Origin of the sequence: Streptomyces sp. NRRL F-5630 (assembly GCF_000719475.1) — a bacterium.
GTDB lineage: Bacteria > Actinomycetota > Actinomycetes > Streptomycetales > Streptomycetaceae > Streptomyces.
Window position 1 is genome coordinate 1 of sequence record NZ_JOGO01000009.1, and the last position, 24430, is coordinate 24430.

Consider the following 24430-nt stretch of genomic DNA (forward strand, 5'->3'; position numbering starts at 1 on the left):
GGCCCCCCCCGCCCGCCCCACCGCGCGCATCCGCCCCACCCGCTGACCCCCCGTCACAGCCCGCTCGCAAAAAGTCCCGGCACGCCCCTCGTGACCGCTCCCCGTCTGTCCCACACTGAAGAAGGTTCCCGGGACCCGCCCGCCCGCGGGGCCGCCGGGGGTACGTGGCAGCGAACTCCAGGAGGCCGGTCTCCGTGTCCACTCAGCTCCGCGCCCAGCCCCTGCCCGGCCTCCCCGCCCAGCGGACCGGCGCGCGCACCCCGGCCCCTCCCGGCGGCCACGCGCCCGACCTCTTCCGCCAGTACTTACGCGAGATCGGCCGCATACCGCTCCTCACCGCCGCCGACGAGGTCGAACTCGCCCGCCGCGTCGAGGCCGGCCTCTTCGCCGAGGAGAAACTCGCAGGGCCGGGCCCCCTCGACACCCGCCTCGCCCTCGACCTCGACCGCCTCGTCGTCCTCGGCCGCGCCGCCAAACGCCGCCTCATCGAGGCCAACCTGCGCCTCGTCGTCTCCGTCGCCAAGCGCTACGCGGGGCGCGGCCTGACGATGCTCGACCTCGTCCAGGAGGGCAACCTCGGCCTCATCCGCGCCGTCGAGAAGTTCGACTACACGCGCGGCTTCAAGTTCTCCACGTACGCCACCTGGTGGATACGCCAGGCGATGTCCCGCGCGCTCGCCGACCAGGCCCGCACGATCCGCGTGCCCGTGCACGTCGTCGAGCTGATCAACCGCGTCGTACGGGTCCAGCGCGGACTGCTCCAGGAGCGCGGCCACGAGCCGAGCGACGCCGAGGTGGCGGCGCTCCTCGGCCTCACGAAGGAACGCGTCGGCGAGGTCCTGCGCCTCGCGCGGGAGCCCGTCTCGCTCCACACACCCGTCGGCGGCGAGGACGAGGTCGCGCTCGGCGACCTCATCGAGGACGGCGACGCCCCCTCGCCCCCCGAGTCCGCCGCGCTGCTCCTGCTCAGGCGCCACCTCGAAGACGTCCTCTCGACCCTCGGCGAGCGCGAACGCCAGGTCATCCAGCTCCGCTACGGACTCGACGACGGCCGCCCCCGCACGCTGGAGGAGATCGGCACCCTCTTCGGCGTCACGCGCGAACGCATCCGCCAGATAGAGGCGAAGACCCTCGCCAAGCTCCGCTCCCACGCCTTCGCCGACCAGCTCCGGGGCTACCTGGACTGAGGCACGGCACGGGAACGGGGCGCCCCCACGCCGTACGGGGGAGAGGCCCCGTACCGCGCCGAAGACGCCCCGTGCCCCGCGCGCTACTCGACCTCGGCCACCGCCTGCGCGAACTGCGCCGCGTACAGCCGCGCGTACGCGCCGCCCGCCGCGAGCAGCTCCTCGTGCGTCCCCTGCTCCACGATCGCCCCGTTCTCCATGACGAGGATCGTGTCCGCGTCGCGGATCGTGGAGAGCCGGTGCGCGATGACGAAGCTCGTGCGCCCGGCCGCGAGGCGCTCCATCGCCTTCTGGATCAGGACCTCGGTCCGCGTGTCCACGGAGCTGGTCGCCTCGTCGAGCACGAGGATCACCGGGTCCGAGAGGAAGGCGCGCGCGATCGTGATGAGCTGCTTCTCACCCGCGCTCACCCCCGTGCCCTCGTCGTCGATCACCGTGTCGTAGCCCTCGGGCAGCGTGCGCACGAAGCGGTCCGCGTGCGCCGCCCTGGCCGCCTCCTCGATCTCCTCGCGGCCGACCTCGCGCGCGGCCCCGTACGCGATGTTCTCCGCGATCGTGCCGCCGAAGAGCCACGTGTCCTGGAGCACCATCCCTATCCCGGCGCGCAGGTCGTCGCGGCGCATCCGCGCGATGTCCACGCCGTCGAGCGTGATGCGCCCGCCCGTCACGTCGTAGAAGCGGAGGAGCAGGTTGACGAGCGTCGTCTTGCCCGCGCCCGTCGGGCCGACGATCGCGACCGTCTGGCCCGGATCGACCTCCAGGGACAGGTCCTCGATGAGCGGCTTGTCCTCCTCGTAGCGGAAGGAGACGTGTTCGAAGGCGACCCGCCCGCGCAGCTCCCGCGGACGCTCCGGCTCGGCCGGGTCCGGGCTCTGCTCGTCGGCGTCGAGCAGTTCGAAGATCCGCTCGGCGGAGGCGACCCCGGACTGGATGAGGTTCGCCATCGAGGCGACCTGCGTGAGCGGCATCGAGAACTGCCGCGAGTACTGGACGAATGCCTGAACGTCACCGATCGACAGCGTGCCCGAGGCGACCCGCAGCCCGCCGACGACCGCGACGAGCACGTAGTTGATGTTCGAGACGAACATCATCAGCGGCTGCATGACACCGCTCGTGAACTGCGCCCGGTTCGAGGCGTCGTACAGCGCCTCGTTGTGCCGGCGGAAGACCTCCGCCGACTCCTCCTGGCGCCCGAAGACCTTCACGAGCGTGTGGCCCGTGTACATCTCCTCGATGTGCGCGTTGAGTTCGCCCGTCGACTTCCACTGGCGCACGAACTGCGGCTGCGAGCGCTTGCCCACGCGCGTCGCGACGAGCGCGGAGAGCGGCACGGTCACGAGCGCGACGAGCGCGAGCAGCCAGGAGATCCAGAACATGACCGCGAGCACCCCGATGATCGTCAGCACCGAGTTGACGAGCTGCCCGAGGGTCTGCTGGAGCGTCTGCTGGAGGTTGTCCATGTCGTTCGTCGCGCGGCTCAGCACCTCACCGCGCTGACGGCGGTCGAAGTACGAGAGCGGAAGACGCGACAGCTTCGCCTGCACGTCCTCGCGCAGCCGCCTGATCATGAGGTTGATCGCCCGGTTCGAGAGCCGTACCGAGATCGACATGAGCACGCCGCCGAGCGCGAAGACGAGCGTCGCGACGAGCAGCACCTCACCGATGGCGCCGAAGTCGATGCCCTCGCCTGGTGTGAAGTGCACCCCCTTGAGGAGGTCGGCGAAGCCCCCGTCACCGCGCTCGCGCGCCGCCTCGATGACCTGCTCCTTGGTCTGCCCGGCGCGCAACTGCCCGCCGATCACCCCGCCGAAGAGCAGGTCGGTCGCGTGCCCGAGGATCTTCGGCCCCGAGACCGAGGCGGCCACGCTGACGAGGCCGAGCAGCAGCATCCCCGTCAGGAGCGCCTTGTACGGGGCGAAGCGGCGCACGAGCCGCTTCGCCGTCCCCCTGAAGTCCTCCAGACCCTGCGCTCCGGCCGCTCCGGCCGCCATCCGTCCACCGGGTCCGGCCATCACGCGGCCTCCGCTTCCGTCAGCTGGGAGAGCACGATCTCCCGGTACGTCTCATTGGTCTCCATCAGCTCGTGGTGCCGCCCGACGCCCACGATGCGCCCCTCGTCGAGCACGAGGATGCGGTCCGCGTCGCGGATCGTCGCGACCCGCTGCGCCACGATCACCACCGTCGCCCGCGCCGTCTCGTGGCCGAGCGCCGCGCGCAGCGCCGCGTCCGTCGCGTAGTCGAGCGCCGAGAAGGAGTCGTCGAAGAGGTAGATCTCCGGGCGCCGCACGAGCGCGCGCGCGATCGCGAGCCGCTGCCGCTGCCCGCCGGAGAAGTTCGAGCCGCCCTGCGCCACCGGCGCGTCGAGCCCGTGCTCCAGCTCCTCCACGAAGCCCTTCGCCTGCGCGACCTCCAGCGCGTGCCACAGCTCCTCGTCGCTCGCGTCCGGGTTCCCGTACCGCAGATTGCTCGCGACCGTCCCCGAGAAGAGGTACGGCTTCTGCGGGACGAGCCCGACCGTGCGCGCGAGCAGCGCGGGGTCGATCTCGCGCACGTCCACGCCGTCGACCAGGACCTCGCCCTCGGTCGCGTCGAACAGGCGCGGCACGAGGCCGAGCAGCGTCGTCTTGCCGCTGCCCGTCGAGCCGATCACGGCCGTCGTCTCGCCGGGAAGCGCTTCGAGGTCGATCCCGCGCAGGACCGGCTCCTCGGCCCCGGGGAAGCGGAAGCCCGCGCCCCGCAGTTCGAGCCGCCCGTGCCGGCGCAGCTCCGTGATCCCGGCGCGCGGCGGCACGACGCTCGACGCGGTGCCGAGCACCTCCTCGATGCGCTCGGCGCACACCTCGGCGCGCGGCACCATCATGAACATGAAGGTGGCCATCATGACGGCCATCACGATCTGCATGAGGTACGAGAGGAACGCGGTCAGCGCCCCGATCTGCATCCCGCCGCTGTCGATGCGGTGCGAGCCGAACCACACGACGGCGACGCTGGAGAGGTTCACGACGGTCATGACGGTCGGGAACATCAGCGAGAAGAGCCGCCCGGTGCCGAGCGAGACCTCCGTCAGCTCACCGTTCGCGCCGTCGAAGCGCCTGCCCTCGTACTCGTCGCGCACGAAGGCGCGGATGACGCGGTTCCCGGTGATCTGCTCGCGCAGCACCCGGTTCACGGTGTCCAGCCGGGTCTGGAGGGTGCGGAAGAGGGGACGCAGCTTGCGCACGATGAGCCCGACCGAGCCGCCGAGCACGGGGATCACGACGAGCAGGATCGAGGAGAGCGGCACGTCCTGGCCGAGCGCGAGGATCACGCCGCCGACGCACATGATCGGCGCCGAGACCATGAGCGTGAACGACATCAGGACGAGCATCTGCACCTGCTGCACGTCGTTCGTCGTCCGCGTGATGAGCGTCGGGGCGCCGAACTGGCCGACCTCGCGCGCCGAGAAGGACTGCACGCGGCCGAATATTCGCGCCCGCACGTCCCGTCCGAGCGCGGCGGCGGTACGGGCCCCGTAGAAGACGGCTCCGACGTTCCCCGCCATCTGGACGACGGCGACGAGCAGCATGAGGCCGCCGAACTTCACGATGTAGCCCGTGTCACCCTTCACGACACCGTTGTCGATGATGTCGGCGTTGAGCGTGGGCAGGTAGAGCGCGGCGCAGGTCTGGACGAACTGGAGCAGGACGAGAAGGGCGATGTGGCGTTTGTAGGGGGCCAGCGAGGCCCGCAGGAGTCGTATGAGCACACTGCGCCTGTCGGAGAGGGGTCGAGAGCCTCCCTATCCTGAGCGATGTGCCCGCGCCCGGACCAACCGATTAATTCAAGCCCGGGTCAAATCCGGCAGCCCCCGGTGCGGGATCACAGCGGCTTCCGCTCCCCGAAGGCCCCCGGGTGCGTCTCCTCCCGCACCGCCGCGTACTGCTGCCGCACCGCGGCCCCCACGAGCCGTTCCTCCTCGTCCGCCTCGATGACCTGCGCGGCGGCCCCCCGCCACTGCGGCGGTCGCGCCGGGTCGAGCCGTCCCTCGTGCACCCCGAGCGCCCACGCCGCCTGCCGCGCCGCGCCGAGCGCCGCGTAGTCGGCGGGCTGGGGCACGACGACGCGCGCGGCGAAGAGCGAGGCGGCGATGGCCCGGACGGCGGGCAGCTCGGCCGCCGAGCCGAGCAGGAAGACCCGCTCCACCTCGACCCCTCGCGCCCGCAGCACGCCGAGCGCGTCGGCGACCGAGCAGAGCATCCCCTCGAAGGCCGCGCGTGCCAGGTGTTCGGGCCGCATCGACTCGCGCCGCAGCCCGCTGAGCGTGCCCGCCGTGTACGGCAGGTCGGGCGTGCGCTCGCCCGCGAGGTAGGGCAGCAGCACGAGGCCGTGCGCGCCGGGGGTCGACTTGAGGGCGAGCGCGGAGAGCCCGTCGAGGTCGGTGCCGAGCAGTTCCGCGGTCCCGCGCAGCACCCGTACGGCGTTGAGCAGCCGTACCACGGGCAGGTGCATCCCGGTCGCGTCGGCGAGCGCGGTCACGGCCGCGTCCCCGATCGCCTCGTGGTGGACCGCCATGACCGAGCCCGAGCCGCCGAGCGAGACGACCGCGTCGCCCGCGCACACCCCGAGCCCGAAGGCGGCGGCCATCGTCTCGCCGGTGCCGGGCGCGATGAGCAGCCCCTCGGGCGTCGTCCCGGCGGCCTCCGAAGGGCCGAGCACCTCGGGCAGCGCGACCTGGTGCCCGAGCGCGAGTTCCGCGAGATCGGGACGCCACACGCCCTCACCCGCCGACCAGAAGCCGGTCCCCGAGGCGCCGCCCCGGTCCGTCGTACGGCGCGCGGGCCGCCCGAGCAGCTGCCACACGAGCCAGTCGTGGGCCTGGAGCACGGCGGCGGTCCGCGCGGCGTTCTCCGGCTCGTTCTTCGCGAGCCAGCGCAGCTTGGTGACCTGGTGCCCGGGACCCGGTACGGAACCGACGGCCTCCGCCCAGGCGGTACGGCCGCCGTCGAGCGCGTCGGCGAGGTCGGCGGCGGTCGCCTGCATGCGCTTGTCGGAGCCGATGAGGGCGGGCCGCACCGTCGCGCCCTGCGCGTCGAGCGGTACGAGCGCGTGCTGCTGCGCCGAGACCCCGATCGCCCGCACTCCTTCGAGCACCCCGCCCCCGGCCGCCTCGCCGAGCGAGAGCAGCCAGGACTGCGGATCGGTCTCGTGCGGCTCGGCGCCCTCGGAGGGGTGCGGGGCGTACCCCTGCTTGAGCACGGCCCCGGTGTCCGCGTCGCACACCACGATCCGGGTCGCCTCTGCCGAGCTGTCCAGTCCCGCGACTATCCCCATGACAGGGGATTGTGCCGCACGCGCACGGCCGAGCGGCACTCGGCCGTACGGCGTAAGGGGCACGGGCCCTCCGGCGCGAGGAGCACGGCCCCTCCCGCGAACGGCGAAAGGGCGGGCCGGCTTCCTGGTCACCGACTCACGTGAGTCGGTGACCAGGAAGCGCGAGACCTGCCGGGCGTACTTCGCGAGCTGTTCGTAGCGTTCGCGCCCGGCCTTGGCCCCCAGGACGTACCCCAGGGCCGCGCCCGCGGCGAATGCGATCCGGTAGCGCATGATGGCGGCCACCCTTTCCCTCGTGTTCGGTCTGCGTCGGTCTGCCCGTACGTGATCTTGCCCGATCATCGCCCGGCGCACCGGCCTGTCCCGATGAGGGTTCCCCGTGAGCCGGGCCCCAGCCCCAACCGATTGGCAAAGCACCCCCCTGCTTGCGCTAATGTATGAGTCGCAGCGAGCACCCCCCGCCCAGAGCGGGCCCGTGACCGCTGCGGCAGGTCGATCCCCTGTAGCTCAATTGGCAGAGCAGCCGGCTGTTAACCGGCAGGTTACTGGTTCGAGTCCAGTCGGGGGAGCTCGGTCTCCTGTAGCTCAATTGGCAGAGCAGCCGGCTGTTAACCGGCAGGTTACTGGTTCGAGTCCAGTCGGGAGAGCACAGCGAAGGACCCCGGTTCGCCGGGGTCCTTCTGCGTGTCACAGCAGGTCGGCCCCATCCGAGGCGAGAGATCGTATGACCGGCTATGCTGCGGCAGACGGCGCAGACAGGGTCCACCCGACGCGCCGCAACGGGGCGGTAGCTCAGCCGGTTAGAGCAGCGGACTCATAATCCGTCGGTCCTGGGTTCGAGTCCCAGCCGCCCCACCGCGAGATTCCCGGGGGAACCTGGTGGCGCGGGGATCTGAGCCGGTCTCGTTCCGCGGGCGGGTTCCTCCGGAGGGCCAAGACCGTTTGCTCATCCGCTGCTCGCGCGAAGCGCACGGGTTCTGCTCGACTCGGCCGAACGGACGCAGCTCACGGTCTCCTGAAGCCGTCCCGGCAGTGGCTACGGAGCGTATGCCTGGCGGCCGAAAGCTTGCCCGGAGAAGAACGGCGGGCGCCAAAAGACCGTAGGCGACCCAGCGGCGAGGCTCCAGAGAACCGGGGTCCGGCGCCCCTGACCGGCTGAGGGCTGGACCAGGTGCCGAGGTGTCCGCCGTGGCGGCGATCGGATCGCCCGGCAGCACTTCCTCCGTTCGCGACCATGCCGTGTGCCAGGCCCCGGAGGAGACGCCTCAGCGGATCACCGGCCCCTTGCAGCGTCCGGCGCCTCGGGGCGTGAGAGCCGTGCGCGATGGCCCAGTTGCTTCCTCCCGTTCAGGGAGGGGGCGGGGTGGTGAGAGCCTGCACCGCGGCGATCATCGCGGCGCGGTGGGTCCGCAGGCGTTCGGGGTCCCAGGCCGGCCGGTCGGCCAGCGACCGCAGGGCCGGGGAGGCGTTGGCCCACGCGGTGGTCAATCCCTGGTGCAGGCGTCCTGCGGCCGGTGCGACTACTGCCGCGAGAACCGGCCGCTGACCGGCCAGACCGCGATGAACTGCCCCGGGGCGCGGACCACCGGCTTCTCGGTGCAGGGCGGCCACGCCGAGTACATCGCGGTCACGGCCGCCGGAACCGTCCTGCTGCCCGACGGCCTGGCCTACGAGGACGCGGCGCCGATGATGTGCGCCGGGTACACCACGTGGAGCGGCCTGCGGGACGCCTCCCCGAGGCCGCACGAGAAGGTCGCGGTCGTGGGCATCGGCGGGCTGGGGCACGTCGCCATCCAGATGGCCAAGGCATCCGGCTTCGAGACCATCGCTCTCACGCACTCACCCGACAAGCACGACTTGGCCGCCCGGCTGGGCGCCGACCACGTCGTCGCCAACGGCGAGGAGTTGCGCGACCTGGGTGGGACGGACGTCCTGCTGATCACCACCAACGCCTTCGACGCGGCGGAAGAGGCGATGACCGGCCTGCGCCCCGACGGACGTGTCGTGCTGAGCGGCCTGGACTTCACCCGGCCGTTCTCCATCTCCTCCGAGGGCGTGCCGTTCCACATGATGCGCCAGCAGGTCATCGGCTCCACCCACGGAGGCCAGCACTACCTGTCCGAGGTGCTCGACCTCGCCGCGAAGGGCAAGGTCAAGCCGATCACCGAGACGTTCCCGCTCGACCGGGCCACCGAGGCCTACGACCGGCTCTCCTCGGGCAAGATGCGCTTCCGTGGCGTGCTCACCCCGCACGCCTGACCCACGGAAGCCCCACCGGGCCCGCCACTCTGCGGACCCCCGGGGTGCCGGGCGGTCTCGCCGCCCAGCACCCTGCCCCCTCATCGCTTCCCTCCCGACGAAGACCCCGTCATGCGTGAACCGGAGTGGCTGTCCAGCTAGGGGGAGTGGACGACGCCGGTCGAGGGCACCGACCACGAGCTGACCGACCCCGTCCCTGACCAGGTCAGCGGCCAGATGGTCCGAGGAAGCGGTAGACCTTGCTGGGGACTGGCCGGGCGGCGCGGGAGGCCTCGTGACGACGACCCTCGATCATGGCCTGCCACGCGCCAGGCAACTCCTCGATCAAGTAAGCCAGATGCTGCCGTGGAGACACCGGTGCACAGCTGATGCGCGAGGACGTTCCGGCCGACCATGATCACCACGGCTCATTCCACCCTCGCTCGATCACCCGTCAACCGCTATCACGCACCAGCTTGTATGTAGATGCGGGACCGCGTTCTCCGGGCTCCGAAGGAGACGAAGAACGCGGGGGACCTGGGCCGAAGAGAGATGAAGCGCACTTCGCACTTTCGGCCCAGGTCGACGGCTGTTGTTCAGCCGACCGCGATGCGTTTCCTCCAGGCGTCGTTCGCCGTGATCATGGTGGTGCCCGCGCCTGGCAGGACGGTCCTGTCTCCTGCGTAGAAGCGGACGGAGCCGTCACTGCGGACAGTCCAGACGTCGGGTATGCCGTCGCCGTTGGCGTCGGGAGTGCCGATGACGAAGGGGATGCTGGCGCGTGACCAGCCGCCTCCGCTGTAGGGGTCGTCCACGCCCGTCACGGAGTTGGCGGCGACAGCGAGGGAGTTGATGTCCGTGCCGCCGGAAGCGGCTTTCTTCCCGAGGCGGAGGTGGAGCTTTTGCGTGGAGTCGTCGCGGAAGACGAGGTCGGCGGCGCCGTCTCCGTTGACGTCCTGGACCATGACGATGTCCCGGTCGAGCCAAGGGGAGCTGGTCAGGCGGGTGGCGGTGGAGATGGCGGCGCCGTTGTAGCCGGTGAAGGCCCAGAGGGCGTCTCCGACGGTGGCGAAGAAGTCGGTTTTGCCGTCGCCGGTGATGTCGCCGGCGGCGACGATCTGGGTGAGGGTGGCGGGGTCGGGTGCGTTGGACGGGAGGAGGATCTCGCGTCGTTTGTCGGTGTTGACCGCTCCGTATCCGTCGCCGGGGTAGACCCAGAGTTTTCCGCCGACGCGGGCGACGAGGTCCTGGAGGCCGTCGCCGCCGTAGATGTCGCCGTTGTGGGTGATGAGGGCGTTGCCCTTGAAGTGGCCGGAGGCGGAGACGTAGGGCGGGAGGTCGTCGCCCGCGGGGTCCTTGCTCGGGTTGGCGCGGTAGGCGCCGGACATCGAGTAGTCGAGGTCCCCGCTGCCCTTCGTGACGTCAGTGGCTTTCCCCTGGGAGGGGTAGAGCGCGAGGTTGCCGGCCTCGGTCACCACCATGAGGTCCGGCAGCTTGTCGCCGGTGAAGTCGCCTGGGGCGTCGGCTTCGTCGCGTGGGGAGACGTAGAAGTAGTACTTCGTGGGCTGGGAGACGTTGCCCGCTCCGTCGACGGTACGGACGAAGAGAACGTTGGGGCCTGCCGTGGGCGGTTTGGCGTCGGTGATGGTGAGTTTGACGGAGGTCGCTGTCCCGGCGGTGCGGGTGCGGGAGAAGTTGTAGTTGCCGCCGTTGAAGCTGTACTCGTACTTCACGACGTCGGTGTTCAGCGCGCGGAAGGTGAAGGAGCCCGCGGTGCCGAATTTTTTGGTGCTCCAGGCCGCGTCTTCGTTGCCGTTGCCGAAGCCGTTGTCACTCGGATCGGCGTCAGGGAAGTCGGTGGAGGTCACCTGTGGGGCCTTGGGAGCCTTGGTGTCGAGGATGAACCGGCAGGGGGTTTTCGACGGCGAGTAGGAGGAGGTCGCCTTGCGGTCGTCTACGGCTCGTACACGCCATGAGTAGAGCGTGTTGTTGGTCAGTTTGCTCGTGGGAAATTTGGCAGTGGTGGCCTTGGCCGAGGAGCCGGAGAGGTTGGCCTGTCCCGTCGTCTTCAGCAGGTCCTTCGTGGTGTCCCATTTACCGGTGGGCCACAGGTCGAAGTCGAGGTAGTCGAGGTTGCCGTCCTTGTCGGCGGCACTGGCCGTGAAGGTGATGTCCTCGGCGCCCATGCGGACGTAAGGCTCCGTGGTGGTGCACTTCGAGTCGGGGCTCAGGTCCAGGCCGGTGGGGGCGGAGGGCTTGCGGTTGTAGGTGAGTTTCAGGATGGGGATGCCGTCATTGCCATTGGCGCGAAATTTCTTCCACGCGTACTGCGATTTCTCGTCCGTTGCACGCAGGCCGAAGGTGATGATGTCCTTTCCGCCCTCGGCAGCTGCTTGGGCTTGCTTGGTCACCTTGAAGGTCTCGTACGCGTCACCGCACCCGGATTTGTACCCGTGAGCAAAGGACCGGCTGGTGATTTTGTTGCCGTCGTGGAGCTTGGGTGCGTTGGACCAGTTGGTCTTCGACCCGATCTTCCCGGTGACGTGCACGCTCATGGAGCGGGCGCTGCACGACCAGGAATACGTTTCCAGGAGCCGGAGCGTGGCGTCCTCCATTTTGACGCCTTTCAGGTCCGACCCGAAGTCCATATTGAAGAAGGAGCGGGACGTTCCCCAGGTGTCCGACTCGAAGCCCACACGCGCTTCGTGAGTGCCGCCCTTGTTGAAGTTGCGGCCGTTGTAGAACGTGGATTTCGGGAAACGGCTGTAGGCGGTCGTCCAGCTCTTGAGCTGCTTCGAGATCGAGGGGTCGATGAAGACCGGATACACCGTGTCGTCGGCGTCCAGGAAGTCCGCGTCCGGGTTGATGAGCCACTGGTCCCCCACCAGGTCGGCGTCCACGAGGGAGCCGTGGCTGTCGGGACCGGGCCCGTCCAGTGAGGGAAGGCCGAGGGTTGCCGCACTGCCGGACTGGCTCGGGGCAGCGGTCGGCTCCGCAGGAACGGAAGGCAGAGGGGCTTCCGACAAGGAGGGGGCCGGCTCCTCGCTGGAGCTTGGGAGCACTTCCGGGTTCGTGTCGGTCTGCTCGTCCGTCTCCACCTCGGTCTCCTCTTCCGGGGTGCCAGTGGTGCTCTCCTCGGGCGTCTCGGAGGAGGCCGGGGGAAGGCTTTCGGCAGTGGAGGGCTGCGCGCTCGCGCCCACTTGGCCGTCGGTCACCGCGGGCATTCCGGCGTTGTCCCACATGACGGGGGACGGGGAGAAGGCGACCTCGTCGCCGTTCTTGTCCTCGGCCGAGACGATGTCGGAGAGCGGGTCGATGCGGAAGACGAGGGTGCTCGACGTCAGCCCGTACGAGAGCTGGCGCACGCGCGCGTCGGACGCCGCCTGCCGGTTCTTGACGACCAAGAGTTGCGCGAAGCCTCCGTCGTCCGCGGTCAGGACGAGGTCGGCGCCGGGGAGGATCTCGGGGTAGAGGATGCGGGAGCCGTCCACGATGGGTGCCGGCACGGCACCGGGCCACGTCAACTGCACCGTGTGATCGCCGACATCGAGGGACGCCAGTGGGGTCTGCAGCTCGGCGTCAGCCGCTGCCGCCTGCTGGAGGAGGGACACGCGGCGCACCGACCGGGACGACCGCTTGTCCTCGCCACGTCCGCCGGGCGAGAACCATATGCGGGCGCTGGTCGACTTGGTCTCCCAGCCACTCTTCGTGCGCGTGAGGGTGGCGTCGATCTGCCTCCACTCGCCGTCCTTGAAGACCCTGACCGGTACGGGCGTGATGCGGCGCTCCATGAGGTGATCGGGGCGCGCCCACGTCGTCGAGGTGGGCGCGCGCAGCGCCGTCACCTCGACGGATTTCCCGGTTCGGGAAGCGGCGGCGACAGCCTCGTCGACCGTGCGGGGTGCGGCCTTCGCGGGGCGGGCAGGCGCGGCGGCCGACTGCGCGGGGTCGTCGTGGAGCCCGGCGTAGATGAGCCCTGAGGCGAGGATCGCTGCGGCGAGTCCGCCGGCTGTGAGGGCGCCGCGTCTGCGGCGCCTCTGTCGTTGTGACAACAACGGTACGTGTTCCTCCCCTTGGGGCCTGGCCGTAACGACCCGGCACGGCTTTGCGACAGGCCGGACTTCGCGTGCGGGGCACGTAGAGGGCGCGGTCAGCGTGCTGATGATGCCCCGCCACCGCACCGCAGGTCACGGAATCTCCACACATGGAACACGCGATCCAGGGCATCAGATTTGCCGCTCCGATCGCCCATCGAGGCAGGTCGCGCCATCCGTACTCCTCTCACGAAGCGCTAAACACTCGTCAATAGCTACAAAAGACCCTCAGTGATGCGGCATTAGACACCCCAGGGGGCTTTTGTTTGGTGGCGGATTGATTGCGCTGTTCGGCTCGAAGGCATCAGTTTGGGCGAAGAGGTTGCTGCTGTAATTGAAGTCATGTTTTGACGCGTGATGATGTTCACGCAGGAACTTCATAGCTGGCGGTTCTTCACTTCAGCGTCACAAAATCTCGGGCATCTGCTGTCTCCCGCGTGACCGGTCTGGTCTCGCTCCCACGGTCCGAGGGGACTTCCGCCAGTGTTCGGTCAATCGCGGCGTGCACATCGCCGTCCATCACGTCGTGCCATCAGGACAGTCCTCGGTGTGGCGCTGGTCCTCGGGCTGTTGCCGGCGCAGGCTCTCGCGGTGCCACCGAGTCCTGATCAGGCCGAGGTGGGCCGCGATGAGCTGGTTCTGGAGAAGCTGAAGCAGGACAAGCCTGTGGACGGCGGGACCTTCGACGTCAACCTGGACACGCTCAAGGCCGAGGTCCCCGACGACCAGCACGAGGCTCCCTCGGGGACGGCGACACCACCTGCGGCCGGCTCGGGCACAGTGACCTTCTCCGGTACCGCCGCTCGCACCCTGTCCGCCCAGGCGGCGACTGACGCGGTGCCGGTCGGCTCGCTGCCGGTGAAGCTGGGGCAGGCTCCCGACCAGCCCGCGCCCACGGGCACCTGGCAGGTCAGTCTGGACGCGCGTACCGACGTGGTCGAACAGGGCGTTGACGGTGCCGTCGTTCAGGTCGACGCTCCCTCGGCGGATGCCGTTCCGGTATCGGTCGAGCTCGACTACGCGAAGTTCCAGAACCTCTACGGTGCCGACTGGGCTTCACGGCTGCGGCTGGTGCAGTTCCCCGACTGCTTCCGGACGACGCCGGACATCGAGGAGTGCCGACAGTACGAGGAGCTGGAGACCACCAACGACACCCTGACCAAGACCGTCACCGCCACTGTCGCACCCCGCCCGAACACACCTCTCGTCACGCAAGGCGTCTCCACACAGTGGGCGAAGACGGCGATCAGTTCGGCCGCCGCCTCGGGTTCCTCGGCGGTGGTCGGCGCCGTCGACTCCGGCAGCGGCCCCGGCGGATCCTTCAAGGCAACGCCGCTGGCGTCGAGCGGGAAGTGGTCGGCGGGCAGTTCCTCCGGCGCGTTCGCCTGGTCCTACCCCCTCACCACTCCGCCGGCGCCCGCCGGGCCCACCCCCCAGGTCTCTCTTTCGTACAACTCACAGGAAGTCGACGGGAAGACGGCGATCGCTTCGCCGCAGTCGTCGTGGATAGGTGAGGGCTGGGGGTACGACCCGGGCCATATCGAGCGCCGTTACCGTTCCTGCTCGGACGACACGAAGAAGCTGAACGCCGGAACCCCGAACAACACTGCGAAGAGCGACAAGACCGGTGACCTGTGCTGGGTGTCCGACAACGCGGTGATGTCCCTGAACGGGAAGAGCACCGAACTCGTCAAGGTCGGCGCGGACGGGGACGTCTACCGTCCGCAGGAGGACGACGGCACCCGGATCGAGCTGCGCACGGGCGGTACGAATGACGACAACGACGGCGAGTACTGGGTCGTCACGACCACCGACGGCACGGACTACTACTACGGCCTGAACGCGGTCGGCGGCGGGCACGCCACCACGGACTCCGTCTCCACCGTCCCCGTCTTCGGCAACCACCCCGGCGAGCCCTGCCACCAGGACCCCTTCGCCGACTCCCGGTGCGGCAGCGGCAAGCAGCAGGCATGGCGGTGGGGCCTGGACAAGATCGTCGACCTGCACGGCAACACTACGGTGGTCAACTGGAAGCAGGAGACCAACTACTACAGCGCCCGGAAGAAGTACAAGTCCCCCGAGCAGTACGACCGTTTCGCCTACCCGACGTCCATCGAGTACGGGATGCGCGCCTCGGACCTGACGAAGGCCGCTGCCACCATCGAGTTCACCGTCGCTCAGCGGTGCCTGGAGTCGGCCACCCTGTGCGCGTCCGCGAACTTCGCCAAGACGGACGACCCCGGCGCCTACCGGTACTGGTGGGACACCCCCGGCAGCCTCAACTGCAAGTCGACCTCGGACCTGTGCCCGAGCTTCCCGTCGTTCTGGACGCAGATGCGCCTGGACACCATCACCACCAAGGCTGCCCGCCCAGGACAGAGCACCCTCGGGAAGGTCGACAGCTGGAAGCTCAACCAGTCCTTCCCTAAGGACTGGTACGACAGTGCGCCCGGCCTGTGGCTCAACTCCATCACCCACCGCGGCTACGCCCCCGGCGACAGCACCGGAACTCAGGACTCGGCCTTCGGCGTCAGCTTCACCGCGTACACGGTCGGCAGCCGCGACCCCCTGCACGGCAGGCTCCTCGACCGCCAGCTCCCCAACCTCGTCACCAGCGGGCCCAAGGACCAGCGGCCTCCCTTCACGCGCCCGCGCATCGGAATCGTCTCCACCCCTGACGGCGGTGACATCGAGGTCCAGTACACAGGTGGCTGTTCCGCCGAGCCCGCCTCGGACGCGGAGAGCAAGAACGGCACTTGCTTCCCCGTGCGCTGGTCACCGGACGGCGAGGAGAAGAAGCCGGCGAAGGCGTGGTTCAACAAGTACGTCGTTTCCTCGGTCGTGGAGACGGACAAGGTCGCCGCACACGGCGACCCCATCTACACGCAGTACACCTACAAGGACCCGGCCTGGGCCAAGAGCGACGACGAGTTCAGCAAGCCTTCGCTGCGCACTTACAGCGACTGGCGCGGCTACCGCAGCGTCACCACGACCAAGGGCAAGAAGGGCAACGTCAAGGCCGGCGACCCGCAGGCCCAGTCGACGCAGACCACCAGGTATTTCCAGGGCACAGGCGGTGCGGTCAAGGATTCCACGGGGGCGTACACCCTTACCGACGACGACGCCGGGCCCTTCGCCGGAACTGTGGCTGAGGCGATCACCTACGACCGCACCGACGGGCGAGTCGTCCAGCGCACCCTGAACTACCCCTGGCTCAAGCAGACAGCCTCGCGGGAGCGCGAGAGCGAGGACGGCACGGACCTCCCGCCCCTGAAGGCGTACCGCTCAGGGACTAAGCGCACCGACGCCATCAGGACCGTCGGCACCACCTGGGAGGCCGTGCGCACCACGACCGAGGTCGAGGAGACCTATGGACTACCGGTGAGGGTGGAGACCTCTGTGGTCAAGCCCAAGTCGGGCGGCGAAACCCTCAGCGAGCAGAACTGCACCATCACCGACTACGTCCACAACCCGGCGGCCGACCGCTGGATCATCGGCCTGGCCAAGCAAATTCGCACCACGGCGACCCCCTGCTCCGGCACTTCCGACGCCGACCCGGCCACCAAGCTGATCAGTACCGTCCAGACCAGCTACGACGGCGGCAGCTACGGCGCCACACCGACCAAGGGTGAGGCCACGGCCTTCGCCACGACCGATGGCGACGGCAAGTGCTGCGACCTCAAAACGACCGTCACCTACGACGCTGCGGGCCGGACCCAGACCCTCAGCAAGCCCGGTGAAGGCACCGTTGAGACGCAGTACACCCCTTCTGTGGACAAGCCGGAGGACAAGGGAGGCCCCGTCACCTCCATGAAGGTCCTGGACGCCATGGGCCGTGGCACGACCACGACCTTCGACCCGGGGCGCGGCTCCGCCCTGACAGTCACCGACCCCAACAACCGGGTAACACGCACCGAGTACGACGCACTGGGCCGCCTGATCAAGGGTTGGCTACCGGAACACACCTCGGCCACCAACCCGGACGTGCAGATCGCTTACCAGGCGGCTGTGGCGGATGCCAAGACGACCTCGCCCGCCGCCGTCACCACACGTACGTTGAAGGACGACGGCACCTACAGCAGCTCCGTCACCCTCTACGACGGCCTGCAACGCGCTGTCCAGACACAGAGCGAAGCCCACGGCAGCGGGCGGATCGTCACCGACACCAGCTACAACGACCACGGCCTCGTCGACGAGCAGACCAGCCCCTACCTCGCCAAGGGCGAGCCCTCGACCCACTTGTTCGAGCGACGCTCGGACAGCCTGCTCCCCAGCAAGACCCGTACCCGCTACGACGGCCGCGAACGCCCCGTCCAGGTCTCCACCTTCTACGGTCAGACCTTCAAGTACGCCACCTACACCACCTACGGTGACAACTACACCAAGGTCGACGCACCCGGCTCCACCACACCCGTGACCGACACCTACACCGACGTCCTCGGACGCACTACCTCGATCCGCCAGTACGTCAACGCCGCAGCGACCGCGAAGCGAGTCACCGGCTACGAGTATGACGCCCGGGGCAACCTCAACCACGTCACAGGCCCCGACGGCACCGAGTGGACCTACACCTACAACGCCCTCGGCCAGCTCAAGAACCAGAACGACCCCGACTCCGGCAACAGCAGCTTCGCGTACGACGACGCCGGACGCCGGACCAAGGCAAAGGACGCTCTCGAGCGGGTCACGTCGATCGACTACGACATCCTCGGCCGCGTCACCAAGGTGTGGGAAGGCGACAAGAACCCCACCCTTGCCAAGGAGTACACGTACGACACGCTCCCCGGCGCCCTGGGCCAGCCTGTCTCCTCCACCCGTTACGACAGCACCGGCAAATACGTCAGCAGGGTCACCGGCTACGACGCCGCTTACCGTCCCACCGGCAAAGACATCGTCATTCCTAAGAACGACCTCACCAAGGGACTGGACCGGGACGCCTACTCCTATCAGTACACCTACACGCCCACCGGGAAGCCCCTCAGCGTCACGCTGCCCGCTGTCGGGGGACTGGCCGCCGAGCGCGTCCTGACCCGTTACGACGAGGACGGCCTTGCCGAATCCACGTCCGGTATCGACTGGTACACCTCCGACACCACCTACTCGCCCTTCGGCGAGGTCCTGCGCTCCGTCAGCGGGAAGCAGCCCTCCCGCCTGTGGACCACCAACTTCATAGACGAGCACACGGGTCGCCTCCAGCGCACCGTGACCGACCGTGAGACCGCCGGCCCCCACCGCGTCACCGACAGCACCTACTCCTACGACGCCTCCGGCCTCATCTCCTCCCAGGCACGGCAGTTCGGCGACGGCACCTGGGACAACCAGTGCTACACCTACGACCGCCTCGGTCAACTCGTCCACGCCTGGACTTCCAACCTGGTCCCCAATGGCAAGGGAAGTGGTTGCCAGAACACCGCTGGCACCAAGTGGGGCTATCAGACCAACGCCGAGCCCTCCGGACTCGCAGGTGCGGACGCTTCCGACACCGCTGCGGACACCACCGGCACTCCTGACACCTCCCTCACCGAAACCCTCACCAGCGCAGCCCCCGCCGCGACCACGGTCAGCACCGGAGCCACCAGCTACTGGCAGAGCTTCACCTACGACTGGGCCGCCAACCGCAACACCCTCACCGAACACAACACCAGCGACGCCACCAAGAACGTCACCAACACCTACGCCTACGGCAAGCAAGTCACCGGCAATGGCACCAGCGTTCCCACCCTCGCCCAACCACACACCCTCACCGCCGTCACCTCCACCGACGCAGGGCAGAACAGCACCTACGGCTACGACGCCCTCGGCAACACCGAAACCCGCACCCTGCCCACCGGGACCCAGGACCTGAAGTGGACGCAGGACGGAAAACTCAGAACAGCAACCGTCGGAACGTCCCAGACGACCTACGTCTACGACACCGAGGGAAACCGCCTCCTGGAACACTCCGCCACCGGAAGCACCCTCTACCTCGGCGAAACCGAACTCGCCACCGACGCCAACGGCAAGATCACTAAAGCCACCCGCAGCTACAGCCAGGCCGGCACCCCCACTGTCACCCGCTCCACCAGCAACGGCGCCACCACCGCCCACCGCCTCACCGTCACCCCCGCCGACCTTCTCGGCACCTCCTCAAGCGCCGTCGAACTCACCGGCAACCAAGCGATCACCCGCCGCGAATTCAAGCCCTACGGCGAAACCCGCGGAACAAAACCCACCAATTGGCCAAACAAACACACCTATCTCGGCGTCGGTATCGACGACACCACCACCGACCTGACCCACATCGGCGCCCGCGAATACGACGCTGCCAGAGGCCGCTTCATCAGCGCCGACCCGATCGTGAGCCTCACCGATCCGCAACAGATCAACGGGTACAGCTACAGCAACAACAGCCCCGTTTCCCAATCAGATCCAACCGGATTGATTCTACAGCTGAGGGACGAGAACGGCAGGTACCACGGTCTGGGTGGCGGAGACGCCAAGGAGCGAGACCCGGTCCCGCTGGAATCGATCGATCAAAGGGCAGACGGTTACGGCGCCGCAGTTCAGACTTCACCGGTTTGGAAGAACGAACAAACTGGGCAAGTCTTGCGAATTCCTTCCCGCAACGTGAAGAAATTCGTGAAAAAATTCATAGAGGCATTCAAGAAAGACTATGAGAAGTATGGGTCATTCGACTATGAAAGCGAATGGAATGAGAAGGTAAACCTTGTACTGAGCATCTGTACGGGGCTGAAATGTGGTAACGGTGACAGCTATCCCGTTTACCTCATTGGATTGCGATCGGTGCCGCCGGGTTCCGATGATGTAGGTCTACCCGAGGGTATCCGAGGGCGGCCTGGAGGAAGGGCTAGAGGTACTGCGCCTAAGGCGCATGGGCTTTCCGCAATCACATGCGGCGGTAAGAACAGCTTCACTGCTGATACCGAGGTGGCACTCGCTGACGGCAGTACGAAAAAGATCGAGGACGTCAAGACCGGGGAGAAGGTCATAGCGACCGACCCTTCCACTGGAGAGTCGCGGGCGCATACGGTCACCGCCACCATCACGACCGAACACGACAAAAAATTCGTCGACCTGGCGATCGCTACGGAGGATGGTCCGGCCTCTCTGACCGCAACGGACGGACATCCGTTCTGGTCCGTCGACGCTGACGGCTGGATCGACGCCGGCAAGCTCGAAATCGGCACCCACCTGCGCACGACCTCCGGCGACAAGGCCACGGTCACCGCAATACGGCACTATGAGAAGCGCCAGCGCACCTACAACCTGACCGTTGACGTCTTCCACACGTACTATGTGCTGGCGGGGCAGACTCCGGTTCTGGTTCATAACAGTGGAGGGTGCCTTCCCGCTCTCCGGGACTGGAGCAGTCAGCGGTTCCAGTTCGGGAATCAGTCCCTCATGCTGGATAAGAAGGGAATGGAGCACATCCTCACTCGACATCACCCGAAGTATTGGGATGGCTCGGTGAAGAAAACGCAGTCCTTTTTCGATTCGAGCATGAGTGTTGATGACGTCCAAGGCGCTATCGGTCAAGTCATGCGGCAGAACCGCGATACGCTGGTTCAGCGAGGCAGCCAAGGCATGTATCAGATTCGCGGGAACGTCAACGGCGTCGATTACGTACTCGGCATGAATAGAGGTCGAGTGGGCCAGTTCTATCCGGAATGACCATCATCGAAGGACCTGAGACGTGGTTGAAATCGAGACGTTCCTGAAGGGCGCGAACGGTGGGTTCGTGCAGGTGGAAGCCTGCCGTACCCCGCCGCCCGACCTGGACTACATTGAGGGCGCCATTCGACTGTCCGTTGATGGATTGGAAATCATCGGCACTGAAGAGTGGGACTACGTTGACCAGCTCTGGTGTTATATCGCTGAGATGGTGACAAAAATGCAGTCGTCGGGTTATGCGGAGACCTATTTCCCGGATCAGCCGATCAAGCTCTCTTTTCGGGCCGCAGGGTCTCGCGTCTTGGTGACCGCCAAGATTGGCGAAGAAACGAAGACGGTAAATGCTTCATCTTCGGATTTCCTAGAGGCTGTCAAAGCGGCGGGGATGATCTTCTTCAGGAAGATGTCAGAGCTTGTCCCGGCTAATTCGTATGCCGAGGCGCAGCAGGAGCTGTCAGTTTGAACAAGCCAGAGGCCCCGCCGGGATTTCTTGAATCCGGCGGGGCCTCTGGGGCTCTTGACGGCAGTAGTTGACGGCAACGTCAGCGGACGGGGGCTGCGCAGAGGGGTGGTTCGTCGCCGTCGTCGGGCTTGCTGGTGTTCCTGGTGGGCTCGCGGAGGGCGTGACCGAGGAGGTCGATGGCGTCGCGCTGGAGGCGGAGCCGGACGTGGGCGTAGACGGTGGCGGTGACGCCGATGTGGGCGTGGCCCAACAGCTCCTTGATCACGACGAGTTCCACTCCCTGCTCCAGGAGGAGCGTGGCCGCTGAGTGCCGGAGATCGTGGAACCGGATGCGGCGCAGCCTTGCCCGGTGGAGCAGGGTGTTGAAGTGCCGGGTGAGGGTGGCACCCTCGATCGGGGTGCCGTCGGGGCGGGTGAAGACGTAGCCGCTCGCCTTCCAGCCCGTCGCTGCCGCTTCGCGTTCCTGACGCTGCCGTTCGCGGTGCTGTTCGAGGGAGCGCAGACACTCGGTGGGCAGTGCGATCCGCCGCTCCGAGCTCTGGGTCTTTGTGGGGAGGGCGGTCAGGCCGCCACTATTGGTGCGCTGGAGGGTGCGTCGGATGCTGGCCGTCCCGCCGGCCAGGTCGAGATCTTCCCAGCGCAGGCCGAGAAGTTCGCCCTTGCGGAGCCCGGTGTGAAGAGCGAGTTCGAACAGGGCGTGCAGCCGGTGCCCGCGCACGGCGGCCAGGAACGTCCGCGCTTCGTCGGCGGTGAGGGGTTCGAAGCGGCGAGGCCGTGGCGTGCCAGTAGGGACGTTGTGGGCGACGTTGCGCGGGATCTCCTCCTCGCGCACGGCGTGCTCCAGGGCCGACTTGAGGACGGAGTGCACGTAGGCCAAGGTCAGCGGTGAGAGCCGCCTTGCGCAGCACTTTCCGGCAGCGCAGCAGAGGGCCTCGACACGGGCGGTGTCGAGGCCGCGGGTGCAGCACTGGCAGGTGGTGCGGAGCTGGTTGAGCCAGGTGCGGACGTCCTTGGCGGTGAGTTTGGCGAGCTTCTTCCGTCCGAGGCCGGGGGTGAGGTAGAGCCGGGCGACGGCGGTGTAGCGGGTGTGGGTGTTCTCGCGGAGCTGGTGAACGGCGACAGCGTCGAGCCAGTACGTCAGGTACGCGGCCACGCTGCCCTGCGCAGACGGGAGGGGGAGGCCGCGGTTGCTGGCGGCGATCTTCTCCGTGAGCTTGGCCAGGGCCTCCTTCCTGTTGGTGCCGTAGACGCGGATGCGCTTGCGGGTGTTGCCGGGGGCCAGCACGTATCCGGCGGCCTCCCAGCGGCTGTCCTTGCGCTGGTAAACGGTTCCGTCGCCGTTGGCGCGGACGCGGCGGGAGGCGGGGGTGTCGCGGGGCGTGGTCATCAAGCGGCGTCCTGTTCGAGTCGGGTGCGGATGAAATCGGTGAGTGGGTGGGGATGCGGCGGGCGCGGCCGAGGGTGATCGAGGCGAGCTGGGCGGTGCGGAGAAGGTCGTAGACAGCGGAGCGGCCGAGCTGGAGGCGGGCCATCACCTGGGGCACCGTGAGCAGATCCAGCACCGGGACCACTTCCGGGCGGAGACCCGCGAGCGGAGGCGAGACCATCAGCAGCCGCCTTCCGCGATGAACTGCCGTTCCAGTTCCCTGCGATGCCATACAGCGGCGGCGAGGAGACTCGCGCCGGGGCTGTAACCCGCGGCGCGGGACTTGGTGGAGAAGTGGCCGCGGAAGCCGAGCATGTGTGCCCACTTCCAGAGCTTGAGTTCGGCGAACTCCTGCAGGCGGCCCAACTCCCAGCAGGTGCGGATCATCTGCCGCACGTGCCGGGCGACGGCGAGGCGGGGCAGGGGCCGGGCCTGCCCGGTGCCGCCGCAGGCGGTGCAGGGGACCGGGGTTCCGTGAGGCAGGAGGGTGGCGCCGCGTCCCTGGCAGGGGCGGGAGTCGGGTGGGTCAGCGCGGTGAGGCTCCTGAGCGAGCGAGGCGGGTCACGTCTGGCGCCAGGTCCGCCAGGGGCGGGTGATGATCTCCCGGTAGGTGTGGTGGGACGGGTTCTGACCGCAGTGCCGCAGCACCCACTCCTGCGGTTCGGCGAACTCCTCGCTTGCCGGTGAGGTCTCTCCGTCCACGGCGCACTGCATCGCGTACAGGACTGGCTCCGCGTCCGGCTCGCGGTCGGGCTGGAGCGTCCAGGTCTCGTAGCGCAGGACCGAGCGAGGGGTCACCGTCCCCAGCTCCGGTTGGCCACGGCCACCTTCGCGCTCAACTCCTCCGTCGGCGTCGGTGGACGTACGTCCTCGGGCGGCACGTCCCACTCCCGGCCACCGCGCGGCGGCCGAAGCTGCACGTACGGCCCCACATGCCCCATCACCACGCCCACCTTGCTGTTCCGCCGGTCGACCACCAGGGCGCCGGCATCGGGCGAGACGGTGTGCCCGTCGGCATCAGGGGTGGGGGCCGTCATCGTGACCACCCCGGCGAGGCGGCGCGTGACCGGGCGTCCAGTCGCGGGGCAGGAACACGTGGGGTGGCGCTCATTCGCACGGTGACGCTCCTCGGCGGCGTTGATGCGTGTCCCAGGGCCTGTTGGTGCCGCAGGGTCGGCACCGATCCTCACGCCGGTCACCGGGACGAAGGAACCTCCACCAAACCCCACTTCGGGACGTCCTGCACCGTGTAGAACGTCCCTAGTGCCGTCCTGAGGCGAAGGGGGAGACTCGTGCCGAACGAGAGACTACGAGCCGTCATGGCGGCGGGAGGCTGGACGTACGCCGCACTCGCTCAGCAGGTCGAGGTCGACCCCAAGTCGGTCGAGCGCTGAGTGAATCTCGGGCGTATCCCACGTCGTGCCACCGCCCTCCAGGCGGCCAAGGCCCTGGGAGAAGACGTGCACGCACTCTGGCCGGCGCTCCGCCAGGCCCGCCCTGCCCGCGCCATCAGCCCTGAGTTAGTGGCGCTCTACGAGCAGCGGGCCGACCTCCCCGTCTCGGCGTTCACCGACCTGATGGCCCAGGCCCGGGAACGGATCGACATCCTCGTCTACGCGGCTGTCTTCCTCCACGAGGCGTACCCGCGGCTGAACGAACTCCTCACCGAGCGCGCCGCCGAAGGCTGCACCGTCCACATCGCGATCGGGGACGCCGACAGCGACAACGTCCAAGCCCGCGGCCAGGAGGAGCGGTTCGGCCACGGCATCGAATCCCGCTGCCGCCTCGCGCTCATGCACTACAAGCCGCTCGCTGCCACACCCGGCATCGAAGTCCGCACCCACGCCACCACGCTCTACAACTCCCTCTACCGCGCCGACGACCAACAACTCGTCAACGCACACGTCTGGGGCGTCAACGCCTACGCCGCCCCCGTATGGCATCTTCGCCGACACGAGACAGGCGGCATGTTCGACACCTACGCCGAAAGCTTCGACGCCGTGTGGATGACGGCAACGCCCGTGCGAGAGGAAGGCTGACC

12 protein-coding genes, 3 tRNA genes and 3 pseudogenes are annotated in these 24430 nt (G+C 68.1%); 8 read left to right on the forward strand and 10 right to left on the reverse strand.

Annotated features, from left to right (window positions below; translation table 11 throughout):
- Nucleotides 1–1187: pseudogene (locus IF99_RS0106475) on the forward strand (sigma-70 family RNA polymerase sigma factor); the annotation flags it as partial.
- Between the two features lie 83 nt (nt 1188–1270).
- On the opposite strand, the gene IF99_RS0106480 reads toward IF99_RS0106475, so the two are convergent.
- The 3 genes from IF99_RS0106480 to IF99_RS0106490 all read right to left on the reverse strand — a co-directional run bounded on the left by IF99_RS0106480 (nt 1271) and on the right by IF99_RS0106490 (nt 6497).
- The gene (locus tag IF99_RS0106480) at nt 1271–3199 is read right to left on the reverse strand and encodes an ABC transporter ATP-binding protein (protein WP_030995383.1); all 1929 of its coding nucleotides are present in this window, start codon (nt 3197–3199) and stop codon (nt 1271–1273) included.
- Nucleotides 3199–4932, reverse strand: coding sequence for an ABC transporter ATP-binding protein (locus tag IF99_RS0106485; RefSeq protein ID WP_030995384.1), 1734 nt, complete (start codon nt 4930–4932; stop codon nt 3199–3201). Before IF99_RS0106485 ends, IF99_RS0106480 begins: the two co-directional genes overlap by 1 nt.
- Nucleotides 4933–5045: 113 nt before the next feature.
- Nucleotides 5046–6497 carry a xylulokinase gene (locus IF99_RS0106490; protein WP_030995385.1) on the reverse strand — a complete coding sequence of 484 codons (1452 nt, stop codon included), beginning with the start codon at nt 6495–6497 and terminating at the stop codon, nt 5046–5048.
- 496 nt (nt 6498–6993) lie between these two features.
- Here IF99_RS0106490 and IF99_RS0106495 point away from each other — a divergent pair.
- From IF99_RS0106495 to IF99_RS0106505, 3 genes are all read left to right on the forward strand, one after another.
- A tRNA-Asn gene (locus tag IF99_RS0106495) sits at nt 6994–7066 on the forward strand.
- A gap of 5 nt (nt 7067–7071) precedes the next feature.
- Nucleotides 7072–7144, forward strand: a tRNA-Asn gene (locus tag IF99_RS0106500).
- Between the two features lie 134 nt (nt 7145–7278).
- Nucleotides 7279–7352 (forward strand) — tRNA-Ile (locus IF99_RS0106505).
- A gap of 492 nt (nt 7353–7844) precedes the next feature.
- On the opposite strand, the gene IF99_RS34260 is transcribed toward IF99_RS0106505, so the two are convergent.
- Entirely contained in the window at nt 7845–7985 is a 141-nt protein-coding gene (locus IF99_RS34260; protein WP_199806461.1) for a hypothetical protein, read from the reverse strand.
- Between the two features lie 6 nt (nt 7986–7991).
- Here IF99_RS34260 and IF99_RS0106510 point away from each other — a divergent pair, with 6 nt between their 5' ends.
- On the forward strand, nt 7992–8756 hold the full coding sequence (locus IF99_RS0106510) for a zinc-binding dehydrogenase (RefSeq protein WP_199806462.1): 765 nt from the start codon (nt 7992–7994) through the stop codon (nt 8754–8756).
- 575 nt (nt 8757–9331) lie between these two features.
- Here the strand turns inward: IF99_RS0106510 and IF99_RS0106520 are convergent.
- Complete coding sequence (locus tag IF99_RS0106520) at nt 9332–12787, reverse strand: DNRLRE domain-containing protein (RefSeq protein ID WP_030995387.1); 3456 nt, start codon at nt 12785–12787, stop codon at nt 9332–9334.
- Between the two features lie 525 nt (nt 12788–13312).
- Here IF99_RS0106520 and IF99_RS0106525 point away from each other — a divergent pair.
- The gene (locus tag IF99_RS0106525) at nt 13313–20500 is read left to right on the forward strand and encodes a polymorphic toxin-type HINT domain-containing protein (protein WP_078655009.1); all 7188 of its coding nucleotides are present in this window, start codon (nt 13313–13315) and stop codon (nt 20498–20500) included.
- A 22-nt stretch (nt 20501–20522) separates the two neighbouring features.
- Complete coding sequence (locus IF99_RS0106530) at nt 20523–20963, forward strand: hypothetical protein (protein WP_030995389.1); 441 nt, start codon at nt 20523–20525, stop codon at nt 20961–20963.
- Between the two features lie 79 nt (nt 20964–21042).
- On the opposite strand, the gene IF99_RS0106535 is transcribed toward IF99_RS0106530, so the two are convergent.
- The 5 genes and pseudogenes from IF99_RS0106535 to IF99_RS0106555 form a co-directional block, all read right to left on the reverse strand.
- A complete protein-coding gene (locus IF99_RS0106535) occupies nt 21043–22350 on the reverse strand; it encodes a tyrosine-type recombinase/integrase (protein ID WP_030995390.1) in 1308 nt (435 codons plus the stop codon).
- Nucleotides 22350–22570 (reverse strand): annotated as a pseudogene (locus IF99_RS34720) (helix-turn-helix domain-containing protein). Before IF99_RS34720 ends, IF99_RS0106535 begins: the two are co-directional and overlap by 1 nt.
- A complete protein-coding gene (locus IF99_RS35695) occupies nt 22570–22776 on the reverse strand; it encodes a replication initiator (RefSeq protein ID WP_030995391.1) in 207 nt (68 codons plus the stop codon). Before IF99_RS35695 ends, IF99_RS34720 begins: the two are co-directional and overlap by 1 nt.
- 174 nt (nt 22777–22950) lie before the next feature.
- Nucleotides 22951–23196, reverse strand: coding sequence for a hypothetical protein (locus tag IF99_RS0106550; protein WP_030995392.1), 246 nt, complete (start codon nt 23194–23196; stop codon nt 22951–22953).
- Nucleotides 23184–23435, reverse strand: coding sequence for a hypothetical protein (locus IF99_RS0106555; RefSeq protein ID WP_030995393.1), 252 nt, complete (start codon nt 23433–23435; stop codon nt 23184–23186). The genes IF99_RS0106550 and IF99_RS0106555 overlap by 13 nt, the downstream gene beginning before the upstream one ends.
- Nucleotides 23436–23708: 273 nt before the next feature.
- On the opposite strand from IF99_RS0106555, the pseudogene IF99_RS30585 reads away from it, so the two are divergent.
- Nucleotides 23709–24428: pseudogene (locus IF99_RS30585) on the forward strand (XRE family transcriptional regulator).
- Nucleotides 24429–24430: the final 2 nt, after the last annotated feature.